This is a genomic window from Aromatoleum anaerobium (assembly GCF_012910705.2).
Lineage (GTDB): Bacteria > Pseudomonadota > Gammaproteobacteria > Burkholderiales > Rhodocyclaceae > Aromatoleum > Aromatoleum anaerobium.
In genome coordinates this window covers 1112383-1129350 of record NZ_WTVG02000040.1, presented here as the reverse complement: position 1 = coordinate 1129350, position 16968 = coordinate 1112383, and the positions used below count along the sequence as shown (strand labels likewise).

General features: G+C 67.0%; 14 protein-coding genes. 10 read left to right on the top strand and 4 right to left on the bottom strand.

Annotated features, from left to right (window positions below; all coding sequences use genetic code 11):
* Positions 1 to 2: 2 nt before the first annotated feature.
* Both GO606_RS20790 and GO606_RS20785 read right to left on the bottom strand, forming a co-directional pair.
* Positions 3 to 611, bottom strand: a complete 609-nt coding sequence (locus GO606_RS20790) for a response regulator transcription factor (RefSeq protein WP_169116595.1) — start codon at positions 609 to 611, stop codon at positions 3 to 5.
* A complete protein-coding gene (locus tag GO606_RS20785) occupies positions 608 to 2584 on the bottom strand; it encodes a sensor histidine kinase (RefSeq protein WP_169116596.1) in 1977 nt (658 codons plus the stop codon). The genes GO606_RS20790 and GO606_RS20785 overlap by 4 nt, the downstream gene beginning before the upstream one ends.
* A 151-nt stretch (positions 2585 to 2735) precedes the next feature.
* On the opposite strand from GO606_RS20785, the gene GO606_RS20780 reads away from it, so the two are divergent.
* The 10 genes from GO606_RS20780 to trpE all read left to right on the top strand — a co-directional run bounded on the left by GO606_RS20780 (position 2736) and on the right by trpE (position 14222).
* Complete coding sequence (locus GO606_RS20780; protein ID WP_169116597.1) at positions 2736 to 3740, top strand: TRAP transporter substrate-binding protein; 1005 nt, start codon at positions 2736 to 2738, stop codon at positions 3738 to 3740.
* 77 nt (positions 3741 to 3817) lie between these two features.
* On the top strand, positions 3818 to 4534 hold the full coding sequence (locus GO606_RS20775) for a TRAP transporter small permease (protein ID WP_169116598.1): 717 nt from the start codon (positions 3818 to 3820) through the stop codon (positions 4532 to 4534).
* On the top strand, positions 4531 to 5814 hold the full coding sequence (locus GO606_RS20770) for a TRAP transporter large permease (RefSeq protein WP_169116599.1): 1284 nt from the start codon (positions 4531 to 4533) through the stop codon (positions 5812 to 5814). Before GO606_RS20775 ends, GO606_RS20770 begins: the two co-directional genes overlap by 4 nt.
* A gap of 147 nt (positions 5815 to 5961) precedes the next feature.
* Positions 5962 to 6915, top strand: coding sequence for an ornithine cyclodeaminase family protein (locus GO606_RS20765; protein WP_169116600.1), 954 nt, complete (start codon positions 5962 to 5964; stop codon positions 6913 to 6915).
* A gap of 58 nt (positions 6916 to 6973) precedes the next feature.
* Positions 6974 to 7681: an FHA domain-containing protein gene (locus GO606_RS20760; protein ID WP_169116601.1), complete on the top strand. Its 708-nt coding sequence runs from the start codon at positions 6974 to 6976 to the stop codon at positions 7679 to 7681.
* Positions 7682 to 7856: 175 nt separating this feature from the next.
* Positions 7857 to 8624 (top strand): MBL fold metallo-hydrolase, encoded by a 768-nt coding sequence (locus GO606_RS20755; RefSeq protein ID WP_169116691.1) that lies wholly within the window; start codon positions 7857 to 7859, stop codon positions 8622 to 8624.
* An 85-nt stretch (positions 8625 to 8709) separates the two neighbouring features.
* The gene (locus GO606_RS20750; RefSeq protein WP_169116602.1) at positions 8710 to 11064 is read left to right on the top strand and encodes a GspE/PulE family protein; all 2355 of its coding nucleotides are present in this window, start codon (positions 8710 to 8712) and stop codon (positions 11062 to 11064) included.
* 39 nt (positions 11065 to 11103) lie between these two features.
* The gene (rpe, locus tag GO606_RS20745; RefSeq protein WP_169116603.1) at positions 11104 to 11799 is read left to right on the top strand and encodes a ribulose-phosphate 3-epimerase; all 696 of its coding nucleotides are present in this window, start codon (positions 11104 to 11106) and stop codon (positions 11797 to 11799) included.
* 41 nt (positions 11800 to 11840) lie between these two features.
* Entirely contained in the window at positions 11841 to 12518 is a 678-nt protein-coding gene (locus GO606_RS20740) for a phosphoglycolate phosphatase (RefSeq protein WP_169116692.1), read from the top strand.
* Positions 12519 to 12734: 216 nt separating this feature from the next.
* Entirely contained in the window at positions 12735 to 14222 is a 1488-nt protein-coding gene (gene trpE, locus GO606_RS20735; protein ID WP_169116604.1) for an anthranilate synthase component I, read from the top strand.
* Between the two features lie 28 nt (positions 14223 to 14250).
* On the opposite strand, the gene GO606_RS20730 is transcribed toward trpE, so the two are convergent.
* Together GO606_RS20730 and GO606_RS20725 are read right to left on the bottom strand one after the other, a co-directional pair.
* Positions 14251 to 15408, bottom strand: coding sequence for a cystathionine gamma-synthase (locus GO606_RS20730; protein WP_169116605.1), 1158 nt, complete (start codon positions 15406 to 15408; stop codon positions 14251 to 14253).
* A complete protein-coding gene (locus GO606_RS20725; protein WP_169116606.1) occupies positions 15405 to 16775 on the bottom strand; it encodes a pyridoxal-phosphate dependent enzyme in 1371 nt (456 codons plus the stop codon). Before GO606_RS20725 ends, GO606_RS20730 begins: the two co-directional genes overlap by 4 nt.
* Positions 16776 to 16968: the final 193 nt, after the last annotated feature.

Here is a 16968-nt window from a genome sequence, read left to right as displayed (position 1 = left end):
GGCTAGCGCCCGCCGACGAGGTTGATCAGCTGCGCGAGCTCGACGGCCGAGCGCACCGCCATTTTTTCGAAGACCTTCGAGCGATGCGCCTCGACGGTGCGCATCGAGATGTTCAGGTGGTCCGCGATCACCTTGTTGTATTTGCCGGCGAGGATCTGCTCCATCACTTCGCGCTCGCGCGCCGTCAGCAGCGCGAGCCGTGCTTCGACCGTTTCACGCGTTGCGGCCGCGACCTGGCGTTGGGCGTCGGCATCGAGGGCGCGCACCACGACCTCGACGAGATCGCTGTCGTTGAACGGTTTCTCGATGAAATCGAACGCGCCTTTCTTCAGCGCCGCCACCGCCATCGGCACGTCGCCGTGGCCGGTGATGAACACCACCGGCAGCAGGTTGCCGCGCGCGCGCAGCGCGTCGAAGCACTCGAGCCCGCTCATGCCTTCCATACGGATGTCGATCACCGCGCAGCCGCGCCAGTCCGGCTGCACGGCGGCAAGGAATTCTTCGGCGCTCGGCCACGTCGCGCACGCCACGTCGCGCGTCTTGAACAGCCACTGCAGCGCGTCGCGGATCGCTTCGTCGTCGTCGATGATGTGGGCGCAGGCGGGATTCATGAGAGTTCGACCGGGAACGACAGGATGAAGATGGTACCGCCGTCCGGATTGCTTTCGAAACCCAGGCGGCCATGGTGAAGTTCGGCGATCGAGCGGCAGATGTTCAGGCCCATTCCCATTCCTTCGGGCTTCGTCGTGAAGAACGGTTCGAACAGGCGGCGCGCGGTGTCCGCGTCGATGCCGCGGCCGGAATCCGCCACCCGCACGACGAGCTGGCCGCCTTCCTCGCGCGTGGCGACGCGCACCGTGCGCCGGCCGGGCGGATTGTCGTGCATCGCGTCCATGCCGTTGCGCACCAGGTTGACGATGACCTGCTCGATCATCACCGGATCGGCGGGAATGTCCGGCAGGCGCGGCGCCAGGTCGGTTTCGATGCGCATGCGCCGCTTGCGCGCGTCGGCTTCGATCAGTCCGATCGCTTCGCGGATCACCGTGTTGAAATCCAGCGTCTCGCGTTTGGGTTCGGCGCGGCGGACGAAATCATGCACGCGGCGGATGATCTCGCCGGCGCGCCGCGCCTGGCGGCCGAGCTTCGTGTGGATGTCGCGCAACTCGTCGCGATCGATCGTGGCCTGTTCGAGCCGGTTCAGACATCCGCTGTTGTAGCTCGCGATCGCGGCCAGCGGCTGGTTCAGCTCGTGCGCGAGCGTCGAGGCCATTTCGCCCATCGTCACCAGCCGCGAGGTCGCCTGCAGCCGCTCTTCCTGCTGGCGCCCGAGCTCGCGCGCGCGTTTCTGCTCGGTGATGTCGAGCAGCGACCCCATCCAGCCGGTATGGCAACCGGCGGCGTCGATCAGCGGCGCTTCGAAGATCAGCGCGTCGAGCCGCTCGCCGTTCTTGCGGCGCAGGCGCAGTTCGACGCCTTCGGGGGGCGCCGCGCCGGAGAGGATCATGTCGTGGACTTCCTGGGTGCGTTCGAGGTGATCGGGGTCCCAGTACGGCATCGGCGGCACGCGGCCGATCAGCTCTTCCGGGCTGTAGCCGACCATCTTGCAGAACGCCGGGTTGACGTAGGTGATGCGTCCGTCGAGATCGCGGGCGCGCAGCCCGGTCAGCAGCGAATCTTCCATCGCCTTGCGGAACAGCGACTCGCTGCGCAATGCCTGTTCGGCGCTGTGGCGGCGCGCGAGCTGGCGGCGCAGCTGCCACACGCTCCACACGATGATGCCGGCGAGCAGCACGATCGACGCGATCAGCAGCACCGGCACCCAGCGCGTCTCGCCCCGGTAGGCAGTGATATGCAGGCTCAGCCCGTGGCCGGGCGGGTCGAAAGGGATCGTGTAGTGCATGTCCCCGGACAGCGGCGCGACTTTCGACTTGGCGACGATCTGCCGGCCATCGGCATCCAGCACGCTGACGCGGTAGCGCTCCGAGAACCACCACGGCAGCTCGCGCGCGATCAGTTCGTGCAGCGAGTAGATCCCGACCACGGCGCCGATGAACGCGTCCTCGGAATGGATCGGCACGTGCACCTCGAACTGATGGCTGCCGTCGGCGACCTCGTAGGCCGGCCCGTAGGCGCGCCGGCCGATCGCGCGCGCCAGGCGGAAAACCGAGTCCGCCGGGACCGCGCCGGCGCTTTCGCCGATCAGGTGGCTGCCGGACATCGGCGGCATCTCGCCTTTCCGGCGGCCTTCGGCGTCGAGCCATATCACGCGCACCAGCCCGCTCTCGGGGCGCAGCAGCTGGCGCAGCTTCGCCTCGGTCGATGCCGGCTGGGTGTCGTGCGCGAAGATCTCGGGGCCGATCTGGGCGAGCAGCGAGGCGTTGCGGTCGAGCTGGAACTGGAGGTTCTGTTCCATCCACAGCACGTCATTGATCAGCGTCATCCGCTGCTCGTCCCGGTCGGCGCTGCGCGTCAGCCATACCAGCGCGGCGATCACCGCGAGAAACAGGGGCAGCGTCAGGTACGGCAGCGCGGCGAGCCATTTTGCCGGCGCCGGGGTCGGCACGGGGTCGGGCCGTCGGCTCATCGTGTCGGTACGAAGGGGGCGGAGTTGCGGATGACCACAATATTGCCGGATCGAGGGCGGTACTAGACTTTACCTGTATCCCGGGCCCCAGGCCTTGTTTTGCCAAGGCTCGGCTACTCGAGGATCGACAAAATCACCGGAGGAGAGAGTAATGAAAATTCACGCACTTTTGGTTGGCCTGTTTGCCGTCGGCCTGTCCGCCGCGGCGGTTGCCGCCGAGCCCGTCGTGATCAAGTTCAGCCACGTCGTGGCAAACGACACGCCGAAAGGCAAGGCGGCCGAAAAATTCAAGGAACTCGCCGACAAATACACCAAAGGGGCGGTGAAGGTCGAAGTCTACGCCAACAGCACGCTTTACAAGGACAAGGAAGAAATGGAGGCGCTGCAGCTCGGCGCGGTGCAGATGCTCGCGCCGTCGCTCGCCAAGTTCGGTCCGCTCGGCGTGCGCGAGTTCGAGGTCTTCGACCTGCCTTACATCTTCGATGGCTACGATGCGCTGCACAAGGTCACGACCGGTGAGGTCGGCAAGGAACTGCTCGGCAAGCTGGAGAAACGCGGCATCAAGGGCCTCGCGTTCTGGGACAACGGCTTCAAGTCCTTCTCGGCGAATTCCCCGATCCGGAAACCCGAGGACCTGAAGGGCAAGAAGATGCGCGTGCAGTCGTCGAAGGTGCTCGAGGAGCAGATGCGCGCGCTCGGCGCGATTCCGCAGGTGATGGCGTTCTCCGAGGTCTACCAGGCGCTGCAGACGGGCGTCGTCGACGGCACCGAGAACCCGCATTCGAACCTGTACACGCAGAAGATGCACGAGGTGCAGAAGCACATGACGCTGACCGACCACGGCTATCTCGGCTACGCGGTGATCACGAACAAGAAGTTCTGGGACGGCCTGCCGGCCGAGACGCGCACCCAGCTCGAACAGGCGGTGAAGGAGTCGACCGAGTTCGCGAACAAGATCGCGAAGGAAGAAAACGACAAGGCGCTCGAAGCGGTGCGCGCGTCGGGCAAGACGGAGGTCTACCAGCCGACCGACGCCGAGAAGATGGCGTTCAAGAAGGCGCTGGTGCCGGTGCACAAGAAGATGGAATCGCGCATCGGCGCCGAGACCATCCAGTCCATCTACAAGGACACCGGGTTCGACCCGTCCAAGCTGTAATCCATCATCCGCTCGACGCCCGCCGGCCCCTGCGCAACACCGTGTACCGGCGGGCGTTTTCGTGACGGGAGTATCCCATGCTAAAAATCCTTGACCACATCGAGGAGTGGCTCATCACCTTCCTCATGGGTGTGGCCACGCTCATCATCTTCGCGTCGGTCGTGCACCGCTACGGCTCCGGGCTGGCGATTCCCGGCCTGCAGGACTGGCTGCTGTCGCTGCATTTCGGCTGGGCGCAGGAGCTGTGCATCATCATGTTCGTCTGGATGGCCAAGTTCGGCGCCGCCTACGGCGTGCGCACCGGCATCCATGTCGGCGTCGACGTGCTGATCAACCGGCTGTCCGCCCCCAACCGCGCCAGGTTCGTCGTCATCGGGCTCGGTGCCGGCGCGCTCTTCACCGGCATCGTCGGGACGCTCGGCCTGACGTTCGTGCTCGAGAACGGCGCCCATTATCAGTTCCTGACGTGGTTCGGCATGGACACCGGCGACCTGTATGAGGGACCGACGACGCCGGACCTCGAATGGCCGACGTGGATCGTGTATTCGGCGATCCCGCTGGGGTCGTACCTGATGTGCTTCCGCTTCCTGCAGGTGATGGCGGCGTTCCTGCGCACCGGCGAGCTGCCGACGCACGATCACGGCCACGTCGAGGGCATCGACGAGGAGCACCTGCCGGTCGACGTGAACTACTACGACATGGACGACAACCTGCACCCGCACGATCTGAAGCATAAACAGCTGGGCGAAAACGGCAAGAAGGGCGGCAATCGTGCCCGGGGAGACAAACAATGAGCGCCGCCATCATCTTCGTATTGCTCCTGGTGCTGATGCTCACCGGGATGCCGATCTCGATCTCGCTTGGCCTCACGGTCCTGACCTTCCTGTTCACGATGACCGAAGTGCCGATCGAGTCGGTCGCGCTGAAGCTCTTCACCGGCATCGAGAAGTTCGAGATCATGGCGATCCCGTTCTTCATCCTCGCCGGCAACTTCCTGACGCACGGCGGGGTTGCACGGCGCATGATCAACTTCGCGACGTCGATGGTCGGGCACTGGTACGGCGGCCTCGGCCTCGGCGGCGTGATGGCCTGCGCGCTGTTCGCCGCGGTGTCGGGCTCGAGCCCGGCGACAGTCGTCGCGATCGGCGCGATCCTGCTGCCGGCGATGGTCAGGCAGGGCTTCCCGAACAAGTTCGGCGCCGGCGTGATCACGACTTCGGGCGCGCTCGGCATCCTGATCCCGCCGTCGATCGTCATGGTCATGTACTCGGTGTCGACGAACACCTCGGTCGGCTCGCTGTTCATGGCCGGCGTCGTGCCGGGCCTCTTGCTCGCGGTGTTTCTCGGCGTCACGACGTGGTACCGCGCGCGCAAGTACGATTACCCGCGCCAGCCGAAGGCGAGCTGGGGGCAGCGGCTGCGCGCGTTCAAGGAATCCGCGTGGGGTCTGTTCCTGATCATCGTCGTCATGGGCGGGATCTATACCGGCATCTTCACGCCGACCGAGGCGGCGGCGATGAGCGCGGTGTACGCGTTCTTCGTCGCGGTGTTCATCTACAAGGACCTCGGCATGAAGGACGTGCCGAAGGTGCTGCTGAACTCCGCGAACATGAGCGCGATGCTGCTGTACATCATCACCAACGCGGTGCTGTTCTCGTTCCTGCTGACGCACGAGAACATCCCGCAGCAGATGGCGGACTTCATGATCGGCACCGGCGTCGGCGTGATCGGCTTCCTGATCATGGCCAACATCCTGATGCTGATCGCCGGCAACTTCATGGAGCCGTCGTCGATCGTGCTGATCCTCGCGCCGATCCTGTTCCCGATCGCGATCAAGCTCGGCATCGACCCGGTGCATTTCGGCATCATCATGGTGGTGAACATGGAAGTCGGCATGTGCCATCCGCCGGTCGGCCTGAACCTCTACGTCGCTTCCGGCATCACGAAGATGGGCATCACCGAGCTGACGGTCGCAGTATGGCCGTGGCTGCTGTCGATGCTGGTGTTCCTCGTTCTCGTGACCTACGTCCCGGCCATCTCGCTGGCCCTGCCGCGCGCGCTCGGCATGATGTAGCGAGGCCGTGTCGTCGCACAGCAAAGGCCCGCCTTTCGAGGCGGGCTTTTTTCACTGAGCGGCCTGGCGACGCACGCTAGAATACGGGGCCCCGCGAGCATTGGCGGGGCCCTTGCGTGAATTGCCGGATGGCCGGGCAGGAGATACATGGCGATATATCTGAACGAAGCCGAGGTCGGCAGCCTCCTCGACATGCCGACGGTGCTCAATGCGGTCGAGCAGGTCATGGCCGCCCACGGGCGCGGCGAGACGATCGACTTCCCGCGGCAGCGCGTACGCCTGCCGGCGACGATGACGCACCTGCTGCAGGGCGGTGTGCCCGCCGTCAACCTCTCGGGGCTGAAGGTCTATACGACCGGCGGCGGCCGCAACCGCTTCTGGGTGCATCTTTTCGACGCGACGAGTGGTGATCCGGTCGCCGTGCTCGAGGCCGACCGCCTCGGCATGATGCGCACCGGCGCTGCGGGCGGGATCGCGGCCAAATGGCTCGCGCGAGCCGATGCCCGCGTCGCGGGCGTGTTCGGCGCCGGCTGGCAGGCGCAGGGACAGATCCTCGCGCTGTGCGCGGTGCGGCCGGTCGAACGCATAAAAGTGTTCGCGCGCAACGCGGAGCGGCTGCAGGCTTTCTGCACGCAGATGAGCCTTGACACCGGCCGCGAGGTGGTGCCAGCGGCGAGCGCCGAGGACACGGTGCGCGGCGCCGATGTCGTTGTCACGATCACGACGTCGCCAAAGCCGCTGTTCGACGCCGCGTGGCTCGCTCCGGGCACGCACGTCACGGCCGCCGGCTCGAACAGCCTCGCGCGCCAGGAGCTTTCGGAAGCGGCGGTGAGGCGCGCCGACGTGATCTGTGTCGATTCGCGCGAGATCGCGCTGCGCGAGGCGGGCGACCTGCTGCCGCTGCTCGAAAAAGGGCGCACGCAGCCGGGGCGATGGGTCGAGCTCGGTGAAGTGGTCGCCGGCATCCGCGCGGGACGCACGAGCGACGCCCAGATCACGCTGTTCGAATCGCAGGGCATGGCAATCCAGGACATCGCGGTGGCGGCGCAAGTCGTCGCCCGCGCCCGCGAACGCGGCCTCGGCACCGCGTTGCCCTATTGAAAGCCCTGCCGCCGGCGCGGGCACGGCGCTGGCGCACTCGAGAAATGGAACAAATGCAATGCCGAAGTTGATCCTCAGCATGGACGGGCTGGTCCTCAAGGAAATCGTCCTCGACAAGCCGCGCACGACCATCGGGCGCAAGCCCAGCAATGACGTCCAGATCGACAACCTGGCGATCAGCGGCCAGCACGCCGTGATCACGACGATCCTCGACGACGCCTTTCTCGAGGATCAGAACAGCACCAACGGCACCTACGTGAATGGCCAGCCGATCAAGAAGCACGTGCTGCGCAACAACGACATCGTCGAACTCGGCAAGTACCGCCTCAAATACATTGTCGAGCCGGCCGCGCCGGCGGTGCACGCGTTCGGCTATGCCGGAACGGGTGCGGACGGGCCGGTGTTCGTGCCCCCCGAGGTCGCGCCCGCCGCCGGCCGGGCGCCTGGCGCAGCGGCGCCGGAGATGCCGCCGCCTCCGGCTTCGTCGCCGGCGGGCAGTGGCGCGGTGGGTGTCATGCAACTGCTCAACGGCCCGAATGCGGGGCGGGAACTGGAGCTGACCAAGTCGCTGACGACGCTCGGCAAGCCGGGCAAGCAGGTGGCGGCGATCACGCGGCGGGTGAACGGATATTTCCTCACCCACGTCGAGGGCGAAGTGTTTCCGCGCGTCAATGGCCGCCCGCTGGACGCCCAGGCGCGCCGCCTCGACGAACACGACATCGTCGAGATGGCCGGCGTCAAAATGGAGTTTTTCCTGCGCCCCTGACTCGCCCGGGCCATCGCCGGCCGCCCGCATTGCGTCGTGAGGTAATGTCGTGAAGTAATGCACGCAGCGCGACTGGAAGGGAGTGGTAGCGTGCTGCGTCACCTCATCTCACCTCACCGGAGCGACGTTTGCAGCCCGCCACGGCGGACTCCCGGCGCTGCGACCCAAACCCATGATGAAGCTCAGGATACTTGGCTGCAGCGGCGGAATCGGCGGACGGGCTTCGGGCACGACGGCGTTCCTCGCCGACGACGACATTCTCGTCGATGCCGGCACCGGCGTCGGCGAGCTGGAACTTGACGACTTGCTGCGCATTGACCACGTTTTCGTCACGCACGCGCATCTCGACCATATCGTGTCGATTCCGCTGCTCGTCGATTCGGTCGGCGAACTCCGCAATACGCCGCTGACGGTATACGCCACGGCAGAAACCATCCGCATCCTGCGCCTGCACGTCTTCAACTGGCAGATCTGGCCGGATTTCACCACCATCCCGGACTGCCACCGGCCGTACCTCAGGTTTCATCCCGTCGAGGCCGGCCGCCCCATCCGGCTCGGAGCACGGACGGTCACGCCGCTGCCGGCCCGCCACAGCGTGCCGACGGTCGCCTACTGCCTCGACAGTGGCGAGGGCAAGCTCGTCTATACCGGCGACACCGAGTATTCGGCCGAACTGATCGCCGCCATCAACGCGCTCGACAACGTGCGCCACCTGATCGTCGAGACCGCTTTCCCCGAAAGCCAGCACGGTCTCGCGCTCACGGCGCGCCACCTGTGTCCGAGCCTGCTGCATGCGATGCTCGAAGAGCTCGCCGGCTCGCCCGAAGTCCACATCACCCACCTCAAGCCCGGCCAGAGCGGACGCATCATGCGCGAGATCGCGGCCGGAGCCGGGCGGCTGCGTCCGGTGAGGCTCGAGCAGGGCACGATCCTCGAGTTCTGAATTTCCTGGCGACGCTGGCTAGAATGAGGGCCGGCCCCGAGCAAGCTTTCATCGAGGGCCCTGACCGACAGGAACAGGAATGCCCATGACTGCAGCGCCCGGACGAGCCGGGAAAGGTAGCGACGTCGCCGGCCGTCTCGCGTTTTTCAAAGGCCTGCAGGCGATCACGACACGAATCGACGCGACCGACGACGTCGATCGCGTCGTCCTCGACCTTTCCGCCGACCTGTGCGCGCTGTTCGACGCCGACAGCCTATGCTTCTTCGCCCTCGACGAGGCCGGCACGACGCTCGTTTCACGCGTCAGGACGGGCGCGGCCCCCATCGACGCACGACTCCCGGTCGAGGCGCGCAACATCGCGGGCTACGTCGCGCTGAGCCGGCAACCCGTCAATATCCGCGACGTGCACGACCCCGCCGAACTCCGCGCGCTTTCCCCGGAGCTGCGCTTTTCCCGCAGCGGCGACGAGCGCGGCGGCTACCGCACGCGGCAGATGCTTGCCGCGCCGGTCATCGATCCCGCGAGCGGCGCGCTGCAGGGCGTGATCCTGCTGATCAACGTGACGCAGGGCGAGAACTTTTCAAGTGTCGCGAAGGACGGCCTGCTCGGGCTCGCGCAGGCGCTGGGCGTCGCGTACGCCCAGCGCGGCAGGGCGCCGGCAGCGCTGCGCTCGCGCTACGACGCGCTGGTCGCCGATGGGCGCCTCGGCGCGGCCGAACTCGAAGAGGCGGTGCGCCGCGCCCGCGAAGGGGCGGCGACGGTCGATGAGGTGCTCGTCGCCACCCGCGGTATCGCGCTGTCCGAGCTCGGCGACGCTGCCTCGCGCTTCTTCCATGTGCCGTACGAGCCTTACCGCCAGGATCGCGTCAAGCAGCTCGACCTGCTGCGCAACATCAAGCGCGAATACGTGCAACAGACCGGATGGCTGCCGCTCGAGGAGACGGCCGAAGGCGTCGTCGTGCTCGCCTGGGACCCCGAGCAGGTCCGCGCGTCGCGCATCGCGCACAATGTGTTCCCCAAACACCGGCTCGCCTTCCGCGTGACGACGCGCGACGAGTTCGACCGCACCGTCGATCAGTATTTCGAGCCGTCGATGGAGCTCGGCTCGGTGTCCGACCTGCTGCACGACCTGCTCGAGGAGGAGCAGGAGATCTCGGTCGCCGACGACGTCATGGCCGCCGCGGACAACGAACTCGTCAAGCTCGTCAACAAGGTCATCATCGACGCGTACCGGCAGGGCGCGTCGGACATCCATATCGAGCCGCGCCCGGGCAAGGACAAGACGCACATCCGTTTCCGCAAGGACGGCACGCTCGTGCCGTACATCCAGGTGCCGGCGAGCTACCGCAACCCGCTCGTGACGCGCATCAAGATCATGTGCGACCTCGACATCTCCGAGCGGCGCCGGCCGCAGGACGGCAAGATCCGCTTCCGCAAGTTCGCGCCGCTCGACATCGAGCTGCGCGTCGCGACGGTGCCGACGGCCGGCGGCATGGAAGACGTCGTGATGCGCCTGCTCGGCCACAGCGAGCCGATCAGGATCGAACAGCTCGGTCTGACCGCGCACAACCTCGAGCGCCTCAGGCGCACGATCGCCAAGCCCTACGGCCTGTTCTTCGTCTGCGGGCCGACCGGCTCGGGCAAGACGACGACGCTGCACTCGATCCTCGGCCACCTCAACACGCCGGAAACGAAGATCTGGACTGCCGAAGACCCGGTCGAGATCACGCAGAAGGGGCTGCGCCAGGTGCAGGTCAACCGCAAGGCCGGCCTCGACTTCGCGACGATGATGCGCGCGTTCCTCCGCGCCGACCCGGACGTCATCATGGTCGGCGAGATGCGCGACCTCGAGACGGTGTCGGTGGGCATCGAAGCGTCGTTGACCGGCCACCTCGTGCTGTCGACGCTGCACACCAACAGCGCGCCGGAATCGATCGTGCGCCTGCTCGACATGGGCATGGACCCGTTCAACTTCGGCGACGCGCTGCTCGGCGTGCTTGCGCAGCGGCTGGCGAAGCGGCTGTGCACCCATTGCCGGCAAGCCTACCGCGCCGACGAGGCGGAAGTCGTGCAACTGCTCGACGAGTACTGCGAAGACATGCACGCGACGCCTGAATTCCGCGCCGATCCGCTCGCCGCCCGGGATGCGGTGTTCGAGCGGCTGCGCGCGACGCACGCGGATGCTGAAGGCCGCTTCACCCTTTACCGGCCGATTGGCTGCGCCGAGTGCAACTCCGGCTACAAGGGGCGGGTCGGACTGCATGAGCTGATGCTCGCCTCGGCGGAGATCAAGCGGATGATCCAGGAGCGCGCGCGCGTCGCGCAGCTGCTGGGTGTCGCGCTCGCCGAGGGCTTGCGCACGCTGCGCCAGGACGGCATCGAGAAAGTGCTCGGCGGCATCACCGACATGGCGCAGGTGCGGCGCGTGTGCGTGCGCTGAACGGTTAGAATCCGCCGCTCGAACGAACAGGAGAATTTCATGCACCGCATTGCCCCCAGCCTGCTGTCGGCGGATTTCGCCCGCCTGGGCGAAGAGGTCCGGAATGTGGTCGCGGCCGGCGCCGACTGGATCCACTTCGACGTCATGGACAACCATTACGTGCCGAACCTCACGATCGGTCCGCTCGTCTGCGAAGCGATCCGGCCGCACACGAGCGCGCCGATCGACGTCCACCTGATGATCAAGCCGGTCGACCGCATCGTCCCGGACTTTGCCAAGGCCGGCGCGAACATCATCACCTTCCATCCCGAGGCGTCCGAGCACGTCGACCGCACGCTGCAGCTGATCCGCGACTGCGGCTGCCAGGCGGGCCTGGTGTTCAACCCCGCAACGCCGCTGCATTATCTCGACCATGCGCTCGATGGCATCGACATCGTGCTGCTGATGAGCGTCAATCCCGGCTTCGGCGGGCAGAAGTTCATTCCCGGCACGCTGCCGAAACTGCGTGCGGCGCGCGAGAAGCTCGATGCGTACGAGGCCGCGAGCGGGCGGCGGATCCTGCTGCAGATCGACGGCGGCGTGAAGGTCGACAACATCGCGCAGATCGCCGCCGCCGGCGCGGACACCTTCGTCGCCGGCTCGGCCGTGTTCGGCGCCGGCCGCGATGCCGACCCGCACCGCTACGACAGCGTGATCGCCGCGCTGCGCGCCGAGCTCGCGAAGGTGGGGGCGTGAGTGCTTCGCCAGGCTGCCCGAAGAACTGCGAAGGTGCAGCAGTGAACGCGCGTCGCTTCCCGGTGCGGGCGGTGCTGTTCGATCTTGACGGCACGCTGCTCGACACGATCGCGGATCTCGCCGAAGGCGCGAACCGCATGCTCGCCGAACTCGGCCGGCCGACGCGGCCACTCGCCGAGATCCATTCCTTCGTCGGCAAAGGCATCCCGCACCTCGTGCGGCGCTGCATGACCGAGAACGCCCGGGCGAGCGAGGCCGAGATCGAAAGCGCGGTGGTGGTCTTCCGTCGTCACTACTCTGAAGTGAACGGCCGGCACACGACGATCTACCCCGGCGTTACCGAGACTCTCGAGGCGATGCGGGCGATGGCTCTGCGGCTCGCATGCGTGACGAACAAGGCCGAAGCCTTCACGCTGCCGCTGCTCGAACGCATGCGGCTCGACCGCTACTTCGACGCCGTCGTCAGCGGCGACACGCTGCCGGTGAAGAAGCCCGACCCCGCGGTGCTGCACCATGCGTGCGGCCTGCTCGGGGTTGCCAGCGCGCAGGCGCTGATGATCGGCGACTCGGCCAACGACGCGCTCGCGGCGCGCGCCGCCGGCATGCCGGTGCTGCTCGTGACCTATGGATATAGCGAAGGCATGCCCGTGGACACCATCGAATGCGATGGGCTACTATCGATCGCCACCGGGGCGCTCGAGCGCATCGAAGTCGTCTGACCGCTCTGCCGCCCCGCTTGCATCCATCATGAACGAGTCGACATGACCCACAACGACCGGGCTTCGGACAAGGAACGCAACGAGTCTGCCGCAGTGCTGCGCTGTTGGCGGCGCTGGTGCTCGTGGCCTGCGGGCCACTAAAACACGACCGCTTTCGCGGGCCGGTCACGCGCCCGCACTCCTTGTTCCGATTGAACCGTTTTTTGTGGAATCTCCATGCTTGAGCACGAATTCAACGCGCTGGCCGCGCAGGGCTACAACCGCATCCCGGTCACGCTCGAAACCTTCGCCGACCTCGACACGCCGCTGTCGATCTACCTGAAACTCGCCAACGAACCGTATTCCTACCTGCTCGAATCGGTGCAGGGCGGCGAACGCTTCGGCCGCTATTCGATGATCGGTCTCGCGGCCTCGACGCGCATCGAAGTGTATGGCCGCTCGGCGCTGCTGCTGACCGGCAACCGCCTCGTCGAGCGGCGCGACTACGGCGACCCGCTGAACTACGTCGCCGAGTTCATGGCACGTATCAAGGTGCCCCCGCGCGACGGTCTGCCGCGCTTTGCCGGCGGGCTGGTGGGCTGCTTCGGCTACGACACGGTGCGCTACATCGAGCCGCGCCTCGCGAAGACCGAAAAGACCGACACCTTGGGCACGCCCGACATCCTGCTGCTGCTGTCCGAGGAAATCGCGATCGTCGACAACCTCTCCGGCAAGCTGACGCTGGTGGTCTATGCGGAACCCGAAGTGCCGGGCGCGTTCAAGCGCGCGAAAAAACGCCTGCGCGACCTGCTCGCACGGCTGCGCGCGCCGGCGACGATCCCCGAAGACGTGCATGCCGAATCGCAGCCCGCAGTGTCCAGCTTCGGCGAGGACGCGTTCAAGGCGGCGGTGAACCGCGCGAAGCAGTACATCATCGACGGCGACATCATGCAGGTCGTGCTGTCGCAGCGCATGAGCAAGCCCTACGCGGCGAGCCCGATGGCGCTGTACCGCGCGATCCGCACGCTGAACCCGTCGCCTTACATGTTCTATTTCAACTTCGAGGATTTCCACGTCGTCGGCGCATCGCCCGAAATCCTCGTCCGGCTCGACCAGGACGGCAACGCGAAGCGCGTCACGGTGCGCCCGATTGCCGGCACGCGCCCGCGCGGCGCGACCGCTGCCGACGACCTGGCGCTCGAGGCGGACCTGCTGTCCGACGAGAAGGAACGCGCCGAGCACCTGCAGCTGCTCGACCTCGGGCGCAACGACGCCGGCCGCGTCGCCGAGATCGGCAGCGTGAAGGTCACCGAGCAATTCACGGTCGAGCGTTACTCGCACGTGATGCACATCGTCTCGAACGTCGAAGGGCGCCTCAAGGACGGGCTCAACGCGCTCGCCGTGCTGCGCGCGACCTTCCCCGCAGGCACCGTGTCCGGCGCGCCGAAGCTGCGTGCGATGGAGATCATCGACGAGCTCGAGCCGGTCAAACGCGGCATCTACGCCGGTGCCGCCGGCTACATCGGTTTTCATGGCGACATGGATCTGGCGATCGCGATCCGCACCGCCGTCATCAAGGACGGCCACATCCACGTCCAGGCCGGGGCCGGCATCGTCGCGGACTCGAACCCGGACGCCGAATGGACCGAGACGCAGAACAAGGCGCGCGCGATGCTGCGTGCCGCCGAAATGGCGGAATCGGGGCTCGACACGCGGGTCGACTGAACGCGCGGCCGGCTGCGCGGCCCGCTCCCTAGACCGCTGCGAGGGCGCGCTCGAGGTCCGCGACCAGGTCGTCGATGTCCTCGATGCCGACCGACAGCCGCACCAGCGCGTCGCCGATGCCGAGCGCGGCGCGCACCTCTGCCGGCACCGACGCGTGCGTCATGATCGCCGGGTGTTCGATGAGGCTCTCGACGCCGCCGAGGCTCTCGGCGAGCGTGAACAGCTCGCAATGTTCGAGAAAGCGCCGCGCCTCGGCCTCTCCGCCCTTGAGCACCGCCGTCACCATGCCGCCGAAGCCGCGCATCTGACGGCACGCGAGTTCATGCTGCGGGTGGCTCGGGAGGCCGGGATAGATCACGCGCTCGACCTTCGGATGGCGTTCGAGCCACTGCGCGACCGCGAGGCCGTTGGCGCAGTGGCGTTCCATGCGCAGCGCGAGCGTCTTCAGGCCGCGGTTGACGAGGAAGCAGTCGAACGCGCCGGGAATCGCGCCGACCGCGTTTTGCAGGAAGCCGAGCCGCTCGGCGAGCGCCGCGTCGCGCACGACGGCGACGCCGCCGACGACGTCCGAGTGGCCGTTGAGGTACTTCGTCGCCGAATGCACGACGACGTCGAAGCCGAGCGCGAGCGGGCGCTGCACCCACGGCGACGCGAACGTGTTGTCGGCGACGGCGAGCAGCCCGTGGCGCTTCGCGACGCGCGCAACGACTTCGAGGTCGACGAGCTTCAGCAGCGGATTGCTCGGCGACTCGACCCATATCATCCGCGTCTCGGGCGTGATCGCCGCTTCGAGTTCGGCTTCGGAGGCGAGCGTCGAATAGCTGAAGCGCAGGCCCGCCGAGCGCCGCCGCACGCGCTCGAACAGCCGCCGCGTGCCGCCGTAGAGATCGTCGAGCGCGACGACGTGGGTGCCGGCGTCGAGGAGTTCAAGCACCGTCGCGATCGCCGCCATGCCGGAGCCGAACGCGAAGCCCGCGCTGCCGTCCTCGAGCGCCGCGACGCAGCGCTCGTACGCCCAGCGCGTCGGGTTGTGGCTGCGCGCGTAGTCGAGGCCCTGATGCACGCCGGGGCTCGTCTGCGCATACGTCGAGGTCGCGTAGATCGGCGTGATCACCGCGCCGGTCGCCGGGTCCGGTGCCTGGCCGGCGTGCACCGCGAGGGTCGAGAATCCCGCCTTGCCGGTCATGGTCGCTTGATCCGGCGGCGCAGGTGGTTCAGCAGGTCGATGCGCGTGATCAGGCCGACGAAGCTGTCGCCGTCCATGACGATCGCGACCATGCCCTGGTCGAGGATCTGCATCACGCGAGCGAGCGGCGCGTCCGGCTGCAGGGTTTCGAGGCGCGTGCTCATCACCGACGACACCGTGTCGCCGAAGTGCGTCGTCTCGCTGACGACTGCATGCAGCACGTCCGATTCGTCGATGATGCCGACGACGTGGCCGTCGTCGAGCACCGGCAGCTGCGACACCTGGTACAGCTTGAAGCGGCCGAACGCGGTCAGCAGCGTGTCGTCCGGGCGCACCGTGACGACCGAGCCTTCGGCGTAGCGGCGCTGCACGAGGTCGGTCAGCCCGCCCGCCGCCGGATGCGTCAGGAAGCCCTGGTCGTACATCCAGAAGTCGTTGAACATTTTCGACAGGTACTTGTTGCCGCTGTCGCAGGCGAAGGTCACGACGCGCTCGGGCCGCTCGCGGCTGCGGCAGTAGCGCAAGGCGCCCGCGAGCAGCGTGCCGGACGACGAGCCGGCGAGGATGCCTTCGGTCGCGAGCAGCTCGCGCGCGGTCGCGAAACTCTCGGCGTCGTCGATCGTGTAGGCCTCGGCGACGCCGGAGAGGTCGGCGATCGGCGGGATGAAATCCTCGCCGATGCCTTCGACGAGCCACGCGCCGGCGTCGGTCATCTCGCCGGTCCTGACGAAATGCGCGAGCACCGAACCGGCCGGGTCGGCGAGCACCATTTTTACGTGCGGCGCACGGCTGCGGAAATAGCGCGTGAGTCCGGTCAGCGTGCCGCCGCTGCCGACGCCGCAGACCACCGCGTCGAGCCGCCCGCCGGTCTGCGCCCAGATCTCCGGGCCGGTCGTCTTCTCGTGCGCGTCCGGGTTCGCCGGGTTGCCGAACTGGTTGATATAGACCGAGTTCGGCGTGCGCGCGGCGATCGCCTCGGCCATGTCCTGGTAATACTCGGGATGGCCCTTGCCGACATCCGAGCGCGTCATGACGATCTCGGCGCCGAGCGCGCGCAGGTGGAAGATCTTCTCCTGGCTCATCTTGTCCGGGATCACGAGCTTCGTGCGGTAGCCTTTCGCGAGGCCGACCAGCGCCAGCGCGAGACCCGTGTTGCCGGCGGTCGCCTCGATCAGCGTGCCGCCGGCGCGGATGCGGCCGTCGCGCTCGGCGGCGTCGATCATCGATACGGCGATGCGATCCTTGATCGAGCCGCCGGGATTCTGGCTTTCGAGCTTGATGAAGAGCTCGCACGGCCCGGTATCGATGCGGGTGACCGGCAGCAGCGGCGTGTTGCCGATGAGGTCGAGCAGGCTTGCGGGCGCCATCGATGCCTCCTCCCGAACCGGGGCCGGACGTGGCTTGGACGAAACGTGGTGGCGAGTCGCAAACCCGCCGCAAACATGCGACAGCGCAGCGGTGCGCGGAGTTCGCAGGGCCGCTGCGATTCGGGCCGTTCCGGCATCGCGGGACCGGAACAGCAGGCGCATGGCGCAGTCAAATGTACGGGAGGTGTCCGGA